We start from the raw sequence: 20,215 nt of genomic DNA, 5'->3' as shown, positions 1-20,215 counted from the left end.
TTGGGGGTTTCCCCCTGTTAGAGTAGGACGTTGCTAGGCAATGAGGAAGATGGATGAGAATCCATCTTCTTTTTTTGTGCTTTTTAAGTAAAAACCAGGATGTAAGAATGAAATAAGGTGGTTTGGCGGATGCCAAACTTCTGATTAAGAGTGACCTTGAGGTGGAGAAGGCTCGGGGTAAAGAGCTTGGTTAGAGTCGCGAGTGTTTGTCGAGATTTAGCGAATGGCCTTTATTTTTGATTTTAGACTTAATTGAGATTGGTTCCGACTTAATTGGCTCCTATTTCGACTTAATTTTCTTCATTCAGACTTAATAAGGGCCAGGAGATACCCCACTACGTATGCTTCGAAGATCATTATCACCTCACGAAACCTCCTCACAACCCTCTAAATAGGAAGAAGATGGCCATAGCCATCTTCCAACACGCGATATTCTTCAGCAAAAGCTCCAAAAATCATCTCTACAAGCCCCTCTGGCAGCTCCACCAACCATCACCTAAGCCAAAATCCTCCATAAACGCCCCTGATCTCTCCCCAAACAACTGATCAGCTCTTCCCACTAATCAAACACCCACACAATTACGAGGTAATCTACTATTTATACGAGGTAATTATGAATATATCCGTAAAACTCCATCATAATTCCGTAGATAAAAATATTTATCCGATTTTCGGCGTAGTTACTTTACTATTTAATGCGGCTACTCCCCAATAAAACTTCCCAAAAACTCACCATACCCCTCAAATCACTCAAAAAAGCAAATAATTTGCCTATCCAGCACATCAAATGGTTTTAAACTACGGCACATCGGGGATTAATGGACCATGAAGACGTGAACTTGGTTTATTTTTATGAATCGAATGAAGACAGACACAACTATGCCTAGATTTTCATACATTTTATAGAGCATCCAAAATAATCTGAATTAACGTATATGAATAAATTATTCTGGCAACAATGGCAATTATGGAGGTGGAAGAATGAAAGCGACACGACAGTACGGGGAACTTTGTATGGTATGTGAAGAGAAGAAAGATCGAGGATTACACATTCTTCATCAGTTTATTTGCCAAGAATGTGAACATAAAATCCTAACTGCGAAAACCAATGACGAATATTATAAACATTATCTATCACAACTAAGAAAATTAAAGTTAGTAAACGCGTCTTCATAAGAAAACAGGCTGTTCGTCAGCCTGTTTTTTTGTTGCTGTAAATTCGTAGGAAGGGAAACTGTGATAGAATAAAGATAGTAATCAATGCAAAAAATGTTTTAAAAATAAAGGAATTTTTCTGATGAAATATGCACCTCTTTATGAAGCATTAATTAATCATAGTCATACTAATAAATGGTCATTTCATGTTCCGGGACATAAGAACGGACACATTTTTGAAGAGAAGGCAGCCGCTCATTTTCAATCTGTTTTACCGTTAGATGTTACTGAGCTTTCAGGACTAGATGACCTGCACCATCCAGAAGGTGTGATTTTAGAAGCCCAGCAGCTTTTGGCTAACTACTACAGAGTGAAACAAAGCTTTTTCTTAGTAAATGGAAGTACTTGTGGCAATCATGCAATGATCCTTTCCTCATTTAGTGATGATGATATCGTACTCGTACAACGCAACTGTCATAAATCTGTGTTGAATGGATTAGAGTTAGCGGGTGTTACACCTGTATTTCTTCATACAGAAATGGATGAGGAGGGCGGGTACCCATTAGGTATTGATATTCAAACGGTTAAAAAAGCGGTTGAGGTGTATCCTGATGTGAAAGGTATCATCCTAACGAATCCTACTTATTATGGTATGCAGCAGGACATTCAAGAAATTGCTGATCTAATTCATAGTCTCGGTGGTGTTGTCTTAGTTGATGAAGCACATGGAGCACATTTCGGATTAAAGGATATGCCGATCAGCTCGATACATAAAGGGGCAGATATGGTTGTGCAATCTGCGCATAAGACTCTACCTGCTCTGACAATGGGTGCTTATTTACATGTGAACAGCGATCGAGTAGATATTCATCGATTAAAGCATGCGCTGCAGTTAGTACAGTCTAGCTCTCCATCCTATCTGATCATGGCTTCACTCGATCTTAGCCGACTATACCTTGAAAATTTGAGCTCTGATGAGATCAAACGTATTATGTCTCAATCTGAAGAACTAAGGATGTATATAGAGTCTCTTCCTCATCTTAAGGTTATGAAAGCTCCAGGTCGTTATCAGCTTGATCCATTAAAGATTACCGTTCAGTCAGATAGGGAAATATCAGGATATGAGCTTCAGGAATTATTTGAAAAAGAAGGATTGTTTACAGAGTTGGCAGATGACAGAAATGTCTTGTTTGTATTGCCGCTGGGTCCGCTAAATGATACGAAGGACTTACAAAAGGTAATTAAAAAGATATCAGATCAGCTCGCTCAATATGATACGAGACAACGAACGGATCAATCTCTAAAAAATCTGTCTCCAGTAAGCAGATTGTCACTTTCTTACAGAGAAATGAGAGGTTTACAAGTAAGATCTCAGTCGATAGAGGAATCAGAAGGAAAGGTAGCAGCAGAAGCTGTTATTCCCTATCCGCCAGGAATTCCGCTTGTTGCAAAAGGAGAACAAATTACTTCGAAACATATAGATGAGTACTCTACATTAAAAAAGAAGGGTGCTCGGTTCCAAGGAATTACCGAGGACCATATGATATATGTTTTTGATCATAGGTAAGGGGCAGTAATAGTGAAGGGTTTATTTATTACATTAGAAGGGCCGGACGGGTCAGGAAAAACAACACAGATCGAGAAAGTTGCTGCGTATTTACGAAAACATCAAGTGAATTTTGTTCAAACGCGTGAACCAGGCGGGACGAGTATCAGTGATAAGATACGAGCACTTGTCTTAGATCCAGAGCATAAAGAAATGCATGATCTTACAGAAGTTCTACTCTATGCGGCTTCCCGTGCACAGCATGTACATGAGAAGATTATTCCTGCATTAGAGGAAGGGAAAGTTGTACTTTGTGATCGATTCGTCGACGCATCTCTCGCTTACCAAGGATTTGGACTTGGCGTTGGGGAAGAACGGGTGCTTCAAGTAAATAACATAGCAACGAGTGGACTTGTGCCCCACCGCAGCTATTTTGTAGATGTATCGCCGAAAGTTGGAAAAGAGCGTATGAAAGCTCGCTATGGAACAGAGAATTTAGACCGAATCGAGCAAAAAGACCTATCTTATCATGAACGAGTGAGAGAAGGATTTGCTCAGATTTTCTCAAGACAAGCTGAGAGAATCGTTCGCATTAATGGTGAACAGAGCCCTGATGCTGTGTTTGAAGAAATCGTAAAGGATTTAGATCAACTTTTATCGAATCATAAGAAAAAGTAGAGAGGGGCATTCGCCATGAAAATGATTATAGCCGTTGTTCAAGACAAAGACAGCAACCGACTGCAAGATGCGCTTGTTGATAAAAACTACCGTGCTACAAAACTCGCAACAACAGGAGGATTTTTGAAAGCAGGTAACACAACGTTTATGATTGGTGTGGAAGATGCTCAAATCGATGATGTTATGGAGATTATCCGGGAAAATTGCAAGAGCCGTAATCAGATGGTAGCGCCTGTCTCACCGATGGGTGGCAATGCAGATGCTTATGTGCCATACCCGGTTGAAGTTGAAGTAGGCGGAGCGACAGTATTTGTTTTGCCCGTTGAAAGCTTTCAGCAATTTTAATATATTGAGGGGTTATTATGAAAATTGGCCAAGATATAAGACCCATTCTGGATGCGAAGCAAAACGATGGAAAAATTGGTAAAAAACCATCTCTTTCATTTGGTGAAGCTGTATCCAAACAAAGTGAGAAATTACATTCCGAACAGTTAACGAGACTGTTAGGTGATATAGAAACTCAAGGCAAGAGATTGCTCCAATCACAAACGGTACGAGATCTGCAGCTGTACAAAAACTTGGTTCAACGCTTCGTAAAAGAAGCTGTTGATTTCGGTATGCAGCTTAAACAGAACAAAAGCTGGAACGAACAAGGTAGATCGCGCACCCTTAAACTTGTAAAAGAAGTAGATGAACATCTGATTCAGCTAACCGAAGCTGTTCTCAGCCAAGAGAAAGATTCAATCACTTTGCTTGATAGAATTGGCGAAATTAAAGGTCTGTTAGTTAATTTATATACGTAGTAGGTGAGTAAGATATGGTGAGCTGGGAAGAGTGCAGCAAAACACAGCCTCGTGTTGTGAAATTATTAAAAAACAGTATACGAAAACAGCGCCTTGCTCATGCATATATCTTTGAAGGAGCTCATGGAACAGGAAAGATGGCGACTGCAACCGTTCTTGCTAAAGCGTTTCTTTGCAGAAATAGTGTGGATGGAAACCCTTGTGAAAGCTGTCCAAACTGCAAGAGGATAACATCTGGCAACCATCCTGATGTACATATCATCATACCAGATGGCCAAAACATTAAGATCGACCAAATAAGAGGGCTTCAAAAAGAGTTTGCCTATAGTGGGATGGAATCTTCGAAAAAGGTGTACATTATTGAGCATGCCGATAAGATGACCGTTCAGGCGGCGAACAGCCTCTTAAAGTTTTTAGAAGAGCCAGGAAACGATACGATCGCTCTTCTTTTAACAGAACAGGTTCATCGTTTGCTAGATACGATCCGTTCGCGGGCACAGACATTAACCTTTTCATCCCTTCCCCCACAAGGGATTTTAGAAAAATTACTGAATGAAGAGATACCAAAACCGGTAGCTATGTTAGCCTCCTCTTTGACTTCAGATTATGCGGAAGCACTCGAAATTTGTAGGGAAGAGTGGTTTGCACAAGCAAGAGCCAAAGTGATACAATTAACGGAGGACTTGAGGCTCCGGCCTGATTACTGTCTTGTTGTACTGCAAGATCAGTATTTAAGTTTTTTCAAAGAAAAAGATCAGTTACGTTTAGCTCTAAACCTACTTTTGATCTGGTATCGAGATCTTTTATCTATACATTTATCAAACTCGGAAAACGTTGTGTTTTTCGATCAGCTTCAAGCATTAGAGCAGCAGGCTCTTCACACTTCGCAAAAAAAGACGGGTGAAGCCCTGCAAGCGATACTGACTGCTCAAGCTAGACTCAGGAGCAACGTCAGCCCCTTGATGGTGATGGAGCAGTTGGTTTTACGATTACGGGAGGGATAAAACCTTGTATGAGGTAGTGGGAATCCGCTTTAAAAAAGCGGGTAAAGTATATTATTTCGACCCCGGCGACCTTGAAGTGAAAAAAGACGCGTTTGTCATTGTGGAAACAGCGCGTGGAATAGAATATGGCAAGGTAGTTATCGATAAGAAACTAGTCGGGGAGAATGATGTTGTTCTTCCTTTAAAAAAGGTCGTTCGGCTCGCGACACAGAAAGACATTTTGTCTGTAGAAGAAAATAAAGCAGCCGCGAAGGAAGCGTTTCAAAGTTGTGAGGAAAAAATCATCGAGCATAAGCTAGATATGAAGCTTGTCGATGTTGAATATACGTTTGATCGAAACAAGATTATCTTTTATTTCACAGCAGACGGAAGAATCGATTTCCGAGAGTTGGTTAAAGACCTGGCTTCTATCTTCCGTACTAGAATCGAACTCAGGCAGATCGGTGTTAGGGACGAGGCGAAAATGCTTGGCGGAATTGGTCCATGCGGCCGAATGCTTTGCTGTTCAACGTTCCTTGGAGATTTTGAGCCAGTCTCGATCAAGATGGCAAAAGATCAGAACCTTTCTTTGAATCCTGCTAAAATTTCAGGGCTTTGCGGCCGTTTGATGTGTTGTTTGAAGTATGAGAACGACTATTATGAAGAAGCTAAAGAAGAAATGCCTGATGTTGGTGAAGAGATTATGACCCCTCATGGTGTTGGTCGCGTTGTCGGCTTGAACTTGCTAGAGAAGATCATTCAAGTGAACATTCCAGCCATGGAAAGAACGACAGAGTTCACATTGGACGAGCTTGCCGGTAAGAGAGAGGAACTATTCAGTCAGGCCACAGAGTAAAAGAGGTGGAATTCGTGGAAAAGAAAACAATATTTTCCCGCGTAGTACAGATGGAAGAGCAAATCACGGTGCTGTCAAAGCAACTGGAAGATTTCAAGACTCATTTGGCTGCACTAATTGAAGAAAACCACCATCTCGTGATGGAAAATGAAAATCTGCGAAACAAGCTGAATGCCGATCAGAAACGGAGTTCTGTTAAAAAGTCTGTAGCCTCTAAAGCCAAGAAAGAACCTACTGATATTGGTGAAGGTTATGATAACCTGGCGCGTCTCTACCAAGAAGGATTCCACATTTGCAACCTTCATTATGGCAGTGTGCGTTCAGAGGGAGATTGTTTGTTTTGTCTTTCATTTTTAAATAAGAAATAAACGCCTTTCCAAATGGGAAGGCTTCTTTTTATATGGCAGTGTTTGTGCGCAACTAAGCTTGATTGCGGGGTAAGCGTTAAGCTAGGGTATGTGAGGGGAGTAAGGGCGCGGAATTTGTCGACGATTGTAGACTCGTGGATAAACAGCAAAAACTTTTGGATTGAGACCCAAAACTCGTGGATAAACGACCGAAACTTCTGGATTGAATCCAAAAACTTCTGGATTGAACGAGCTGTATACCCACCTAAGTATACTAATATGACCAGTTTCGGGTTCCGAAACTATCCCATATCTTATGAAATAAAACATCCAATGAATAATCAGTCAAAAATCAATAAAAACAAAAACCTTTTATATAGAAGAAAGAGAGGGAAGAGCTGTGAGTGATCTAATGCAAGATGAACGGATTGATTTTTTAGTACATGAAGATTTGAAAATCATACAAAGTCCCTCTGTTTTTTCTTTTTCACTAGATGCCGTTTTACTAAGTCGTTTCGCATGGGTTCCGATTCAAAAGGGTAAGATCATTGATCTGTGCAGCGGTAATGGTGCTGTTGCTCTTTTGTTAAGCAAGCGGTCAAAAGCACAGATTACGGGAGTAGAAATTCAGGAAAGATTGCACAGTATGGCTAAGAGGAGTGTAGCGTTAAACCATTTAGAGGAACAGATTCAGATGGACTTAGCAGATATTAAAGAGGCTCCTGCTAGATATGGCCATGGTTCATTTGATGCCCTCACTTGTAATCCACCATACTTTGCATCTGTACATGAAGAAGATATTAATCAGAACGAACACCTTGCTATCGCGCGTCACGAGATTCACTGTTCGTTAGAAGATGTTATTCGTGTAAGCAGCCAGCTTGTAAAACAAGGCGGAAAAGTCGCAATGGTACATCGGCCGAATAGGCTTATGGAGATATTAGCATATATGAGACAACACAAACTTGAACCAAAGAAACTGCAGCTCATTTATCCAAAAGCGGGAAGTGAAGCTAACATGCTTTTAATAGAAGGAATGAAGAACGGCAAACCTGACCTGCATATTCTGCCTCCAATAACGGTCTATGGTGAAGACGGTCAATACACCGAGCAATTAAAAAAGTTGTTCTATGGCGATGATGGAAAATAATAAGCACTGTATATATATTTTGGAGTGTAAAGACGGAAGTTATTATACAGGGTATACGAATGATCTAGAAAAGCGTCTCAAAAAACATGAAGAAGGAAAAGGCGCAAAGTATACAAGAGGAAGAGGACCTTTAAAGCTCGTCTTTCATGCAGTTTTTTCTACTAAACAAGAAGCGATGCGTATGGAGTTTGCTGTAAAAAAGCTTAACCGTGCAGAAAAAGAACGAATGATAAAAGAGGGAAGTGTTTCGTATGTGGCAGCAAAAAAGCTACAGAAATGATACAGACAGCGGCATGCTGTACTTGGTTCCTACACCGATCGGCAATTTGGAAGATATGACATATCGAGCGATTCGTATATTAAAAGAATCCGATGTGATCGCAGCGGAAGATACAAGACAAACAAAAAAACTATGCAACCACTTTGAAATAAGCACCCCCTTAACAAGCTATCATGACCATAATAAACAGCAGAGCGGAAAAAAGCTGTTAGAAGAATTAAAAGAAGGAAAACAGATCGCACTCGTTACAGATGCAGGAATGCCTGGTGTTTCAGACCCGGGTTATGAATTAGTTGTTCAATGCGTGGAAGAGCGCATACCCGTTATCCCGTTGCCTGGAGCAAACGCGGCACTACCTGCTCTTGTTGCTTCAGGACTAAATACTGAACTGTTTACGTTCTACGGTTTTCTACCACGTGGAAAAAAAGAAAAAAAGCTTGAACTAGAAAATCTAAAACGATTTCCATCTACGCTTCTTTTCTACGAAGCACCGCATCGATTAAAAGAAACGCTTCAAGCCATGAGCGGCGTACTAGAAAATCGAAACATCGCTGTCGTTCGAGAACTTACGAAGAAATACGAAGAAATCACTCGCGGAACCTTACAAGAAGTATCAGAGTTCTTTAGCCAAGGAGATACAGAAATCCGAGGCGAGTTCTGTTTAGTAGTAGAAGGCAGTGGAAATAAAGAATTTGAAGCAGAAGAACAAGAACAATGGTGGGAACCTTTGTCAGTAAAAGATCACGTAGAGCATTACGTAGAAAAAGGCGAAAAACCAAAAGAAGCCATAAAATTAGCAGCAGTAGACCGAAACGTACCAAAGCGGGAAGTCTACCAAGAATACCACGGGTTGTAGGCTATAAGGCAGAGGATCATAAAAAGCTGATCTTACAATTTTCAATAAAAGCTTAAAAATTCCTTATCTATTTTAAGAATCATTGTTTTTTCTTCATTGAAAAGTTGATTGAAGTGAAAGGTGCGAGACTCTCGGCTAGGACAGGTAGACAGGTGAGACACTTAAAAGTGAAACTTTAAGAATGTGGCTCACCGCCTGCCCCGCGGAAAGCGAGCACCTGAAACGGAAATCAACCACTTAAGAAAGCATCGAAGATTTAAACAAAGGAAAAGAGCCTTCTAAAGCGAAGGCTCTTGTTTTTTAAGCTTATTTTGATGTTTGAAGTTGCTTTTGAAGCTCGTCCATTACTTCTTTAGCACCCTCACGGCTAAGGATGATCTTTCCGCCTGCAACTGTGTAGTTATCATCAGAAACTTCACCAGTTACTGCACAAGTCATGTTTGGCTTGTATTTCTTAAGGATGATGCGGTCGTCATCAACATAAATTTCTAGTGCATCCTTCTCTGCAATTCCTAAAGTACGGCGTAATTCGATTGGAATAACGACACGTCCTAGTTCGTCCACCTTACGTACAATTCCTGTAGATTTCATAATAAAATCTCTCCTCTCAAATATATAAAAGATTTCCCTATCTATTTAAATCGTCAGAATTCGACAAAATCCTACGAGAACATCTTACCAAGATTTCCAATTGTCGTCAATAGTTTTGACTTAAACATTTTATTGTCTTTTACCATTGAATTTACTAGACTATACCCATATTATCATACTTCCAAAACCCTTAATTGGAAGATATATTCATATATTGTCATAAAAAATTCAAGAATGTGTAAAAGATGAAAATATTTAACTGGAAATATCGCTAAAACAATACGTCAAATTTCGACAAAACTAACAACGAAAAAATACTATCCAATTTTCCTTTTCATCCATCCGCTTGTATGCCTTGACACGCTTTCCATGCATTAGGTATATTTTGAAGGAAGAAAAGAGAATAATGAAAGTATTTACATAGAAATCTTTCGCTTACTTTTTTACTTTTATGTCCTAATGCAAACAGTTTCTTATAATATTGTAAAAAGATACATTTCCCGTTACAGTTATATTTTTCCTAAATGTAAAAAAACAACTAGTCCCTAAATGGAGGGACTTTTTTTCCACTATCAGAAAATGTAGCTTGCAGCACGATGTTTTTTGGTAATGCTCAAGCTTAAATAGATAGTAAAAGTGCAACTAAGGCTGACGCGAAAGAATTGGCGTCAGCCAAGTTTTTCTTTATTATAAGGTAATCATTTTGAGGAGGCGGCTAGAATGACGAAACCAACATTCTATATTACAACACCTATTTATTATCCAAGTGGCAAACTTCATATCGGTCATGCATACACAACAACAGCTGGAGATGCGATGGCTCGATACAAGCGTCTTAAAGGTTTTGACGTTATGTATCTGACAGGAACGGATGAGCATGGGGAGAAGATTCAAAAGAAAGCAAACGAACAAGGGCTTCATCCTCTAAAATACGTAGACGGCATTGTTGATGATATTAAGGCTCTGTGGAAAAAGATGGACATCTCTTATGATGATTACATCCGTACAACAGAGGACAGACATAAGAAATCTGTCGAAAAGATTTTTCAGCAGCTTCTTGATCAAGATGACATCTATTTAAGTGAATATGAAGGATGGTATTGTACGGATTGTGAATCATTCTTTACAGAGCGTCAGCTTGAAGATGGAAAATGTCCGGATTGCGGACGTGAAGTGAAGAAAGTAAAAGAAGAAAGTTACTTCTTCCGCATGAGTAAATATGCAGATCGCTTATTAGCTTATTATGAAGAAAACCCTTCATTCATTTTCCCAGAGTCACGTAAGCGTGAGATGATCAATAACTTTATTAAACCTGGATTAGAAGATCTTGCTGTTTCACGTACTTCTTTCGATTGGGGAGTAAAAGTACCAGGAAATCCGAAACATGTGATCTATGTTTGGATCGATGCGTTATCTAACTATATTACGGCACTAGGATATGGCAGTGAAAACGAAGAGAAATTCAAACAGTATTGGCCGGCTGATGTTCACTTAATGAGTAAAGAGATCGTTCGTTTCCACACGATCTATTGGCCGATCATGTTAATGGCTCTAGATCTTCCACTACCAAAACAAGTTATTGCACACGGATGGCTTTTGATGAAAGATGGCAAGATGTCTAAGTCCAAAGGAAATGTAGTCGATCCTAATGTTCTAATCGATCGCTACGGATTAGATCCGCTTCGCTACTACTTGCTACGTGAAGTTCCATTTGGTTCAGATGGCGTGTTCACTCCAGAGAGCTTCGTAGATAGAGTAAATGCAGATCTTGCAAACGACCTTGGTAACTTACTCAACCGTACGATTGCGATGATCGGTAAGTATTTCGATGGAGAAATCCCTTCATATGAAGGAAAAGTGACTGAGTTTGACGGAACACTTCAAGAGTTCGCACAAGAAACAGTTAGAAAGACAGAAGAAGCAATGGAGAAGCTCGAGTTCTCTATCGCGCTTTCTACGATTTGGCAGTTAGTCAGCCGTACGAACAAATATATTGATGAGACTCAGCCATGGGTATTAGCGAAAGATGAAGCTAAAAAAGGTGAGCTTGGAAGTGTTATGTATCATTTAGCAGAGTCAATCCGTATTGTTTCTGTGTTGATCCAGCCATTCATGACAGAAACGCCAGCGAAGATCTGGAGTCAGTTAGGTCTTACTGACAAGAGTCTTACAGAATGGGATTCTCTAAAAGAGTTCGGTGCAATCCCTGCGAAAACGAAGGTTGAAAAGGGTGATCCGATTTTCCCTCGTTTAGAGACAGAAGTAGAAGTAGAATTTATTAAGGATTCTATGGGCGGCTCTTCCGCTCCAGTTGCTGAAGAACCAAAGAAAGAAGAAGTTCCAGTAGCTGATGAGAAACCAGAAATCTCGATTGATGATTTCATGAAAGTGGATCTTCGTGTAGCAACTGTAATTGAAGCAGAGCCTGTAAAGAAAGCAGATAAATTATTAAAACTTCAATTAGATCTAGGCTATGAAAAACGTCAAGTAGTGTCTGGTATAGCGCAGTACTACAAACCAGAGGACCTTGTTGGGCAAAAAGTGATCTGTGTAACAAACTTGAAACCAGTCAAATTACGCGGCGAACTTTCTCAAGGAATGATCCTGGCAGGATCTTCTGATGGTCAGTTAACATTAGCCACCGTTGACCCATTACTTCCAAACGGTTCAAAAGTAAAATAAACACAAAAAGCGGGGAGCATTTCCCCGCTTTTTTGTCATTTTTAGTCCATTTGGCAGTCATTTTCTGTAAAACCACTATCAAAAATAGGACTTTTAACCTACGTTGTAACTAACTTGTAATGCTACTGTTACCCGAATGAATGGAAAATGTGATAAGATTTGTAAAGTTGAAAGGATGTACACTATGTTTGACACACACGCACATATAAATGCTACACAGTTTGAAGAAGATCGCGAAGCAGTAATTCAGCGAGCGTTAGATGAAGGTGTAACCCATATTGTTGTTGTCGGTTTTGATCGTGAAACTATTAAAGGTGCGATGGAGCTGGCAGAGCAATATGACTTTATCTATGCTTGTGTTGGTTGGCATCCAGTAGATGCGATTGACATGACTGATGAAGATTTGGATTGGATTGAAGAACTAGCAGCACACCCAAAAGTTGTCGCCCTTGGCGAAATGGGATTGGATTACCATTGGGACAAGTCGCCTGCAGATGTTCAAAAAGAGGTATTCCGACGCCAGATCCGACTAGCTAAAAAAGTGAAGCTTCCGATTGTTATTCATAACCGTGAAGCAACGCAAGATGTTGTAGACATATTGAAAGAGGAAGAAGCTCATGAAGTTGGCGGTATCATGCACTGCTATAGCGGTAGCATAGAAGTTGCACGTCAATGCATGGATATGAATTTTTACATAAGCTTTGGTGGACCCGTAACGTTCAAGAACGCAAAAAAGGTTAAGGAAGTCGCTGCTGAAATTCCGATGGACCGGCTCTTGATTGAAACAGATTGTCCTTATTTAAGCCCTCATCCGTTAAGAGGGAAAAGAAATGAACCATCTTATGTAAAGTATGTTGCAGAAACACTTTCTGAATTAAAAGATCTTCCACTTGAAGACATCATAGAGAAAACATCCGACAACGCGTTCCGAATTTTTAACATGAACCGATAGGGGATGTTGTCGGAAACTATCAAAGCATAAGAAATATCGCGCTAATCTTTCAAGAATTGACAAAATGTAAAGGAAATTTGTCAAACGGTTTTCCTTTATTTTTTTCTTCTTTTCCGCTCATAATGGCCTTGGGTCAATTCATGGCGAAAAGGAGGGTGATTTGACAGAGAGAAAAAAGATATTTATAATGCAGTCCTTGTAGGGGAGGAAATTGAATGAGTAGGAATATTACAGCTTTGTTCTCACGTTTCACAAAGAAGAAAGTATATCTTTCCATCGTTGCTCTTTTCGTTTTAGCCGTAACTTGTGGATTCGTAGGTTATGAAACTACGAAAGCTGATGTAACGCTAATACAAGACGGAAAGAAAACAGAAGTGAACACGCATGCTAACACAGTTAGAGAACTTTTAAGCGAACAAAACATAAAGATAAATCAACATGATTCGGTTAAACCAGGTCTTGATACCAAGGTAACTGACAACATGAAGATCGATTATTTACAAGCAAAAGAAATCAACCTTACCGTGAACGGCAAGGAAAAAACGATATGGACGACAGCGAAGACTGTTGAACAATTCGTTCAAGAACAGCAGCTAACGTTAAAAGAGCATGATTCTATTAAGCCAAATCTGACTGCTGATATTAAGGATCAAGGTAAGATCCAAATCGAATCAGCATTCCCGGTTAAGCTTGTTGTAGGCGGAAAAGCTCAGCAAGTTTGGACCACTTCGACTACCGTCGCTGACCTTTTGAAGCAACAAAAGGTACATTTGAGTGAAATTGATCGAGTATCACCTGCAAAGTCAGATAAAATTACTGGCAAAACACAGGTTGAAGTCATCCGAGTAGAAAAGGTCACCGATGTAGTGGAAGAAGAAACACCGTTTGCTGTTGTTAACCGTAAAGACAGCGGGTTAACAAAAGGTAAAGAGCGTGTCGTGCAAGATGGAAAAAAAGGTAAACGTGAAAAGCGCTTTGAAGTTGTTATGGAAAACGGAAAAGAGATTTCCAGAAAACTGATCAGTGAAAAAACGTTATCAGATAGCTCGGATAAAATTGTTGCTGTCGGGACGAAGGCTCAGCCAAAACCACAGCCTGTTGTATCACGTAGCCAATCCGCTTCAAGCAGTTCTGGTGGACGAGAAATAACGGTAACGAGTACAGCTTATACAGCAAATTGTGCTGGTTGCTCAGGAATTACGGCTACTGGGTTTAATTTAAAATCAAATCCAAATGCGAAAGTTATCGCAGTCGATCCTAGTGTGATTCCACTTGGCTCAAAAGTGTATGTTGAAGGATATGGATATGCCATTGCTTCAGATACTGGGGGAGCGATTAAGGGCAATAAGATTGACGTATTCTTTTCTTCACAGTCACAAGCAGAGTCTTGGGGAAGAAAATCAGTTAAAATTCGCATCATTAATTAATAGTAAGAGCATGGGGAAAAAATCCCTGTGCTTTTTTTGTGCGCGGGACAACGATAAAACAAACACCATCAATACTGTAGAGACCTAGACTTTCTTGACGCCTGGGGTATACTAGTAAAAGATGTTTTGTCATTTAATACATTAGACGTTTTAATACCTAAAAAGGTTTCACCGTTTTGGAGGAAATCATGAAAAAAATTAAAGAAATTATTGTAGTTGAAGGAAAAAGCGATACGCTTGCCATAAAACGATCTGTATTAGCAGATACAATAGAAACAAATGGTTCAGAGATCAGCATAGATACGTTGAATCGCATTAAAAGAGCGCATGAGACTCGAGGTATCATTGTTTTTACCGACCCGGATTTTCCAGGTAAGAGAATTCGTGCAATTATTTCAGAATATGTGCCAGGCTGTAAACATGCTTACTTAGAAAAATCTGATGCGATTGCGAAAGGCGACAAAGGTGTCGGTGTGGAGCATGCGTCACGAGAAGCCATAGTCGAAGCGCTCGAACATGTTAGAGAAGAGCTATTAGAAGTGGAAGATGAGTTGATCTCATGGGAAGATCTGATGGCTGCCGGATTAACGGGCGGTTCTGATTCTAAATATAGACGAGAAGTAATTGGAAGAGAGCTGCGCTTGGGTTATATGAATGCAAAACAATTACATAAACGTCTTAATATGTTCAGAGTCACAACTGAGGAGTTTGAGCAGGCGTTAAAGGCGCTTTATAGCAATGAGGAGGAATAAAAAATATGAGAAAAGATATATCGACTCCGCAATCCACGAAAGCGATATTAGAGAAGCATGGCTTTACTTTTAAAAAGAGTCTGGGTCAAAATTTCCTGATCGATCGTAATATCTTAAATAATATCGTAAATGCGGCAGATCTAACAGAGGATTCAGGGGTCATTGAAATCGGTCCTGGAATAGGGGCATTAACAGAGTTTATTGCTAGATCATCAAAAAAAGCAGTTGCATTCGAGATCGATCAACGCCTTCTACCTATATTGGAAGAAACGTTAGCTCCGTATCCCCATGTAGATGTTATCCATAGCGATGTCTTAAAGGCAGATATACATGCTGTTATAGAAGAACACTTTGAAGAAGGACAAGATTTGATGGTTGTCGCGAACTTGCCTTATTACGTTACAACACCGATCATTATGAAGCTTCTTCAAGACAAGCTTCCGATCAGAGGTATCGTATGTATGATTCAAAAAGAGGTTGCGGACCGTCTTGCAGCTACACCAGGCACGAAGGATTATAACTCGTTGTCTATCGCTATCCAATATTATGCAACAGCTGAGACGATGATCAAGGTGCCTAAGACTGTTTTTGTTCCAGCTCCTAATGTTGATTCATCTGTTATTAAGCTGACACTTCGAAAAGAACCGGCAGTTTCTGTAAAGGATGAAGACTTCTTCTTTCATGTAGTGAGATCATCTTTCGCACAAAGAAGAAAGACACTTTGGAACAACTTGACAAGCCAGCTCGTTCCAAAAGATAAGAAAGAGGAACTTCAAACGATTCTAGAATCGATTGATATCGATCCGAAGCGTCGTGGAGAAACCCTTTCTATTGAAGAATTCGGTAAATTAGCAGATGCTCTTTTACCCCTTGTAAAATAAACCTCATTTTTCCCCTGTCTCTCACATAACCTTATAAAAGGAACAGTGGTAGCTATGGAGCTTGTTACTCCGAATAGGGGGAGTAAAATGAAACTAGAGATTGGATCAATTGTAAGTCGAAACTCTTACAAACGAGATTTGCTATTTCGAGTTGTAGGATTCAGCGAGGATCGGACGATTGCCGAACTCGCTGGAGAAGAGCTCAGACTATGGGCAGATGCTCCAGTCGATGACTTATTCGTCGTGGATGACAAACATATGTCTGAACACAGGCAGGTTGAAAAAGAAAAAGAAGAGTCTTCGCTAAAATTATTCAGGCAGGACTATTATTTATTAAGGCAGAAGAGAGAATATTTATCTACGAACGGATATCAATATGATCAATCATACTTTGAGCTTCCTGGTAGAGTGCTTCATATTGACGGAGACCCTTTATACTTAAATAAATGCTTGGAGCTTTATAAGAAGCTGGGAGTGCCTGTGTACGGCATTCATATGAAGGAAACAGAAATGCCTGAGAAAGTTCCTGCGCTCGTGGATGAGATCAGGCCGGATATTCTTGTGATCACGGGTCATGATGCATATATGAAGTCAAAGGGCGATGTATCAGATGTAAATGCCTATCGTCATACGAAGTATTTCGTAAGAACCGTTCGTGAAGTTAGAAGAAAATATACACACCTTGACCATTTAATGATCTTTGCCGGAGCTTGTCAGTCTCATTTTGAATCCTTAATAAAGGTAGGCTCTAATTTTGCCAGCTCACCAGCTCGTATTAATATCCATGCACTCGATCCAGTGTATATTGTCTCTAAGATCAGTTTGACGTCTTTTATGGACCGCGTAAACGTCATGGATGTCCTTCGGAACACCTTAACAGGCAAAGAAGGATTAGGTGGTGTGGAAACAAAGGGGTTCCTTAGAACGGGGATGCCGATAAAATCAAAACCATAAGCGAGTAAACTCCGAAAAACTTCGGAGTTTTTTTGCGTTTAGATCCTAACAAAGGTCAACGTAAGCCCCCTCTGTTTTATGCATTTTTTGTCGCTCCGAAAATAGATAATTAAGAGAAATTTATATCAAAAGTGCCCGAATTAAACAATTATTTGTAAGAAATATTCATTTTATACATAATGTACAGGAAATTTGGCATACTAAAAAAAGCAAAAAAAGGATATTTGGTCATTGACATGAAAATGCTTTGCTTGCTATAATGAAAATTTTAATTTGACAAAAAAACGCGATTTGTGTTATAATTTGTCTAAGTGAGGTGGAGCCTAAAATGGGTAAAACAATAGTGGACATTAGACGCTCTTTAGAGTCCAACGTGGGTAGAAGACTTTCTTTACGTGCGAACGGCGGTCGACGTAAAACGATCGAACGACTTGGAACACTGGAAGAAACATACCCGGCAGTTTTTATTATCAAATTAGATCAGGACACCAACGCTTTTGAACGTGTTTCTTATAGTTACGCGGATGTACTCACAGAAACAGTAGAACTTACATTCTTAGAAGATACACAAGCAGCAATCGGGCAGTAAGAATCTTTACTGCTATTTTTTTTACTTGCTGATTGTGGTCGGCATAAAACATACATATAATCAGCACCATCACGTAAGATAAAACCCCTTTTGGAGATACTATTGATGTATCGCATATGAAAGGGGTTTTCTCATGGGACGAAGAAAAAACGGAATGATGTCTGAAGGATTAAAAACAGAGCTCGCAAAAGAACTTGGTTTTTACGATACGGTCCAGCGGGAAGGCTGGGGTGGAATTCGCTCTAAAGATGCAGGAAATATGGTTAAACGCGCTTTGGAGATAGCTGAACAACGTTATAACAACGAAAACAGATAAATATGCGGTAGCTTTAACCGGAGGCCATTGTGTCTCCGGTTTTCCTCTACAGAGATGGTTTTATCTATATTTCACTCCATATACTGTGTTACTATTAAAAATATCAAAATTGTGCAAGATGGTAGGCAGGGATAATGATGACAATTAATAAAGTATCCATTAAAGCTCCAGCAAAAATTAATCTGTCTCTCGATGCTTTGCGTAAGAGAGAAGACGGATTTCATGAAGTGGCTATGGTAATGACCACGGTAGATCTGGCTGACCGGATCGAACTCACTTTATTAGAAACGGACGAAATCAAAATTGAAAGTTCAGGTGGCTTTGTTCCACTTGATGAACGCAATCTTGCCTTTCAAGCAGCATTGCTCCTAAAGAAAACATTTAACATAACAAAAGGTGTTTATATACATATATCAAAGCATATCCCTGTTGCAGCTGGATTAGCTGGCGGAAGCAGTGATGCGGCAGCTACTTTAAAAGGACTTAATGAACTCTGGGGACTTAGCCTGTCCCTAGATGAATTAGCTGAGCTTGGTGCGAAGATCGGTTCAGACGTTTCTTTTTGCGTGTATGGAGGAACAGCTTTAGCGACGGGGCGAGGTGAAAAGATTCATCATATTTCCTCACCACCTCCTTGTTGGGTGCTCTTAGCTAAGCCACCGATCGGAGTATCAACAGGAGAAGTGTATCGTAACTTAAAGCTACAAGGAATCGAGCATCCTGATGTGGAAGGGATGGTAAAAGCAATCGAGGAGAAGGATTATGATAAAATCTGCGGCCTTTTAGGAAATGTTTTAGAATCGGTTACCTTGAAGATGTACCCGGAAGTTAAACACATTAAAGAACAGATGATGCGACTCGGAGCAGACGCTGTTCTAATGAGTGGAAGCGGACCAACTGTATTTGGGCTATTTCAGCACGAATCCCGCCTCCAAAGAGTGTACAATGGTTTAAGAGGCTTTTGTCATGAAGTTTATGCGGTTCGTTTATTAGGGGAATGATTGATAAAATCCGTATAAAAATGGTATATTATCTTCAAACATTCGGTTTTGGAGGATAATATGAAATTAAAAAGAAGCGGAAGAATGGTAGATTTAACAGGTTACCTTCTTCACCATCCCCATCAACTCATCCCTTTGTCTTATTTTGTAGAACGGTACGAATCGGCTAAATCATCCATAAGCGAGGATCTTGCTATCATTAAGGAACACTTTGAGCAGCATGGCTTAGGTCATGTTCAAACGGTTCCCGGTGCGGCCGGCGGCGTTAAATATATTCCAGGCATAGATCAAGCAGAAGCAGAAGAAACAGTGAAAGAACTCGTTGAGCTGCTCGAAGATCCGAGCCGCATCTTACCTGGAGGATATTTGTACGTTACAGATATCATCGGTAACCCAAGATTAGTAAACCAGATCGGAAGGCTGTTTGCATCTGTTTTCTCATCACGAAAAATTGATGTTGTCATGACGATCGCAACAAAAGGTATTCCCCTTGCTTACGCAGTAGCAACACATCTTAACGTTCCTGTCGTAGTAGTACGAAGCAACAGCCGAGTAACAGAAGGATCTACAGTGAGTATTAACTATGTTTCGGGTTCAACAAAACGTATCCAGACGATGGCTCTTGCAAGAAGAAGCATTAAACAGGGCTCACGTGTACTCATCATCGATGACTTTATGAAAGCTGGCGGAACGATCAAGGGAATGATCAGCTTGATCGAAGAGTTTCAGGCACACATTGAAGGCATCGGCGTACTCGTTGAGGCGCAAGAGGTTTCAGAACGACTTGTAGATGATTATGTATCCATTGCACGACTTGCACAAGTGAACGAAAAAGAAAATCGCATTGAAGTAGAAAAAGGTAATTACTTTCTAAACGGAGGTCAAACGTGATGAAAAAAATTCATACAGAAGAAGCTCCTGCAGCAATCGGCCCTTATTCTCAAGGGATCGTCATCGATCAGTTGTTTTTCAGTTCAGGTCAGATTCCTCTTACAAAAGAAGGAGTTATGGTTGAAGGCGATGTGAAAGAACAGACGCATCAAGTGTTTCAAAATCTGAAAGCGGTCTTGAAAGAAGCGGGCTCTTCACTTGATGGAGTCGTCAAAGCAACGGTTTTTATTAGTGACATGAACGAGTTTGCTGATATTAATGAGGTATATGGCCAATACTTTAACGAGCATAAGCCAGCACGATCTTGCGTAGAAGTCGCACGTCTTCCTAAAGATGCGAAAGTAGAAATAGAAGTTATCGCACTTACAAAATAAGTCCCTTTTATGGGGCTTGTTTTTTTTTGTCTCTAAAAAATCATATTGATTAGCAGCAATTCTTGGTTGTATGAGAAGTGTCAGCTGAGAGTTAGGAAGCTTGTTTAAGTGAGTCAACGGTTATAGTAGAGGGTATAGGACTGGCTAATAG

Annotated in this window: 22 protein-coding genes and 1 pseudogene; 22 read left to right on the top strand and 1 reads right to left on the bottom strand. The window is 40.0% G+C overall.

All coding sequences use genetic code 11. The features are described from left to right. Positions 1–981 precede the first annotated feature (981 nt). The 11 genes from P4V41_RS18895 to rsmI all read left to right on the top strand — a co-directional run bounded on the left by P4V41_RS18895 (position 982) and on the right by rsmI (position 8,654). Positions 982–1,176, top strand: a complete 195-nt coding sequence (locus P4V41_RS18895) for a sigma factor G inhibitor Gin (RefSeq protein WP_328086708.1) — start codon at positions 982–984, stop codon at positions 1,174–1,176. A gap of 121 nt (positions 1,177–1,297) precedes the next feature. Next, positions 1,298–2,722, top strand: a complete 1,425-nt coding sequence (locus P4V41_RS18890) for an aminotransferase class I/II-fold pyridoxal phosphate-dependent enzyme (protein WP_328086707.1) — start codon at positions 1,298–1,300, stop codon at positions 2,720–2,722. A gap of 12 nt (positions 2,723–2,734) precedes the next feature. After that, positions 2,735–3,379 (top strand): dTMP kinase, encoded by a 645-nt coding sequence (gene tmk, locus P4V41_RS18885; protein WP_328086706.1) that lies wholly within the window; start codon positions 2,735–2,737, stop codon positions 3,377–3,379. A gap of 15 nt (positions 3,380–3,394) precedes the next feature. After that, entirely contained in the window at positions 3,395–3,724 is a 330-nt protein-coding gene (locus tag P4V41_RS18880; protein WP_066390471.1) for a cyclic-di-AMP receptor, read from the top strand. Positions 3,725–3,741: 17 nt separating this feature from the next. Then, the gene (locus tag P4V41_RS18875; protein ID WP_328086705.1) at positions 3,742–4,182 is read left to right on the top strand and encodes a YaaR family protein; all 441 of its coding nucleotides are present in this window, start codon (positions 3,742–3,744) and stop codon (positions 4,180–4,182) included. Positions 4,183–4,196: 14 nt separating this feature from the next. After that, on the top strand, positions 4,197–5,186 hold the full coding sequence (gene holB / locus P4V41_RS18870) for a DNA polymerase III subunit delta' (protein ID WP_328086704.1): 990 nt from the start codon (positions 4,197–4,199) through the stop codon (positions 5,184–5,186). Positions 5,187–5,190: 4 nt separating this feature from the next. Beyond that, positions 5,191–6,021, top strand: coding sequence for a PSP1 domain-containing protein (locus P4V41_RS18865; RefSeq protein ID WP_066390480.1), 831 nt, complete (start codon positions 5,191–5,193; stop codon positions 6,019–6,021). Between the two features lie 14 nt (positions 6,022–6,035). Continuing rightward, positions 6,036–6,389, top strand: a complete 354-nt coding sequence (yabA, locus tag P4V41_RS18860; RefSeq protein WP_144704788.1) for a DNA replication initiation control protein YabA — start codon at positions 6,036–6,038, stop codon at positions 6,387–6,389. Positions 6,390–6,768: 379 nt separating this feature from the next. Next, a complete protein-coding gene (locus P4V41_RS18855; protein ID WP_328086703.1) occupies positions 6,769–7,518 on the top strand; it encodes a tRNA1(Val) (adenine(37)-N6)-methyltransferase in 750 nt (249 codons plus the stop codon). Further along, a complete protein-coding gene (locus P4V41_RS18850; RefSeq protein WP_328086711.1) occupies positions 7,508–7,798 on the top strand; it encodes a GIY-YIG nuclease family protein in 291 nt (96 codons plus the stop codon). Before P4V41_RS18855 ends, P4V41_RS18850 begins: the two co-directional genes overlap by 11 nt. After that, entirely contained in the window at positions 7,770–8,654 is an 885-nt protein-coding gene (gene rsmI / locus P4V41_RS18845; RefSeq protein WP_328086702.1) for a 16S rRNA (cytidine(1402)-2'-O)-methyltransferase, read from the top strand. Before P4V41_RS18850 ends, rsmI begins: the two co-directional genes overlap by 29 nt. A 306-nt stretch (positions 8,655–8,960) precedes the next feature. Here rsmI and P4V41_RS18840 read toward each other — a convergent pair whose 3' ends face one another. Then, the gene (locus P4V41_RS18840; protein ID WP_066285380.1) at positions 8,961–9,245 is read right to left on the bottom strand and encodes an AbrB/MazE/SpoVT family DNA-binding domain-containing protein; all 285 of its coding nucleotides are present in this window, start codon (positions 9,243–9,245) and stop codon (positions 8,961–8,963) included. Between the two features lie 714 nt (positions 9,246–9,959). Between P4V41_RS18840 and metG the strand changes: the two are divergent. The 11 genes and pseudogenes from metG to P4V41_RS18785 form a co-directional block, all read left to right on the top strand. Beyond that, a pseudogene (gene metG, locus P4V41_RS18835) lies at positions 9,960–11,927 on the top strand (methionine--tRNA ligase); the annotation flags it as partial. A gap of 184 nt (positions 11,928–12,111) precedes the next feature. Further along, positions 12,112–12,879, top strand: coding sequence for a TatD family hydrolase (locus P4V41_RS18830; protein WP_328086701.1), 768 nt, complete (start codon positions 12,112–12,114; stop codon positions 12,877–12,879). A 215-nt stretch (positions 12,880–13,094) separates the two neighbouring features. Next, entirely contained in the window at positions 13,095–14,306 is a 1,212-nt protein-coding gene (locus tag P4V41_RS18825; RefSeq protein ID WP_328086700.1) for a ubiquitin-like domain-containing protein, read from the top strand. A 188-nt stretch (positions 14,307–14,494) separates the two neighbouring features. Further along, the gene (gene rnmV / locus P4V41_RS18820; protein WP_328086698.1) at positions 14,495–15,058 is read left to right on the top strand and encodes a ribonuclease M5; all 564 of its coding nucleotides are present in this window, start codon (positions 14,495–14,497) and stop codon (positions 15,056–15,058) included. 5 nt (positions 15,059–15,063) lie between these two features. Beyond that, entirely contained in the window at positions 15,064–15,939 is an 876-nt protein-coding gene (rsmA, locus tag P4V41_RS18815; protein WP_328086697.1) for a 16S rRNA (adenine(1518)-N(6)/adenine(1519)-N(6))-dimethyltransferase RsmA, read from the top strand. An 87-nt stretch (positions 15,940–16,026) separates the two neighbouring features. Next, positions 16,027–16,893 carry a sporulation peptidase YabG gene (yabG, locus tag P4V41_RS18810; RefSeq protein WP_328086696.1) on the top strand — a complete coding sequence of 289 codons (867 nt, stop codon included), beginning with the start codon at positions 16,027–16,029 and terminating at the stop codon, positions 16,891–16,893. Between the two features lie 328 nt (positions 16,894–17,221). Beyond that, the gene (gene veg, locus P4V41_RS18805) at positions 17,222–17,482 is read left to right on the top strand and encodes a biofilm formation stimulator Veg (protein ID WP_066238125.1); all 261 of its coding nucleotides are present in this window, start codon (positions 17,222–17,224) and stop codon (positions 17,480–17,482) included. 133 nt (positions 17,483–17,615) lie between these two features. Next, entirely contained in the window at positions 17,616–17,798 is a 183-nt protein-coding gene (locus P4V41_RS18800) for a small, acid-soluble spore protein, alpha/beta type (protein WP_328086695.1), read from the top strand. A 137-nt stretch (positions 17,799–17,935) separates the two neighbouring features. Beyond that, entirely contained in the window at positions 17,936–18,799 is an 864-nt protein-coding gene (gene ispE, locus P4V41_RS18795) for a 4-(cytidine 5'-diphospho)-2-C-methyl-D-erythritol kinase (RefSeq protein WP_328086694.1), read from the top strand. 60 nt (positions 18,800–18,859) lie between these two features. Next, positions 18,860–19,690: a pur operon repressor gene (gene purR / locus P4V41_RS18790; RefSeq protein ID WP_328086692.1), complete on the top strand. Its 831-nt coding sequence runs from the start codon at positions 18,860–18,862 to the stop codon at positions 19,688–19,690. Further along, positions 19,687–20,064, top strand: a complete 378-nt coding sequence (locus tag P4V41_RS18785) for a RidA family protein (RefSeq protein ID WP_328086691.1) — start codon at positions 19,687–19,689, stop codon at positions 20,062–20,064. Before purR ends, P4V41_RS18785 begins: the two co-directional genes overlap by 4 nt. Positions 20,065–20,215: the final 151 nt, after the last annotated feature.

It is taken from the genome of Fictibacillus nanhaiensis, from assembly GCF_036213205.1.
In the GTDB taxonomy this organism is placed as follows: Bacteria; Bacillota; Bacilli; order Bacillales; family Fictibacillaceae; genus Fictibacillus; species Fictibacillus nanhaiensis_E.
The sequence above is the reverse complement of the archived record's forward strand: the minus strand, read 5'-3'. Positions and strand labels throughout refer to the sequence as shown.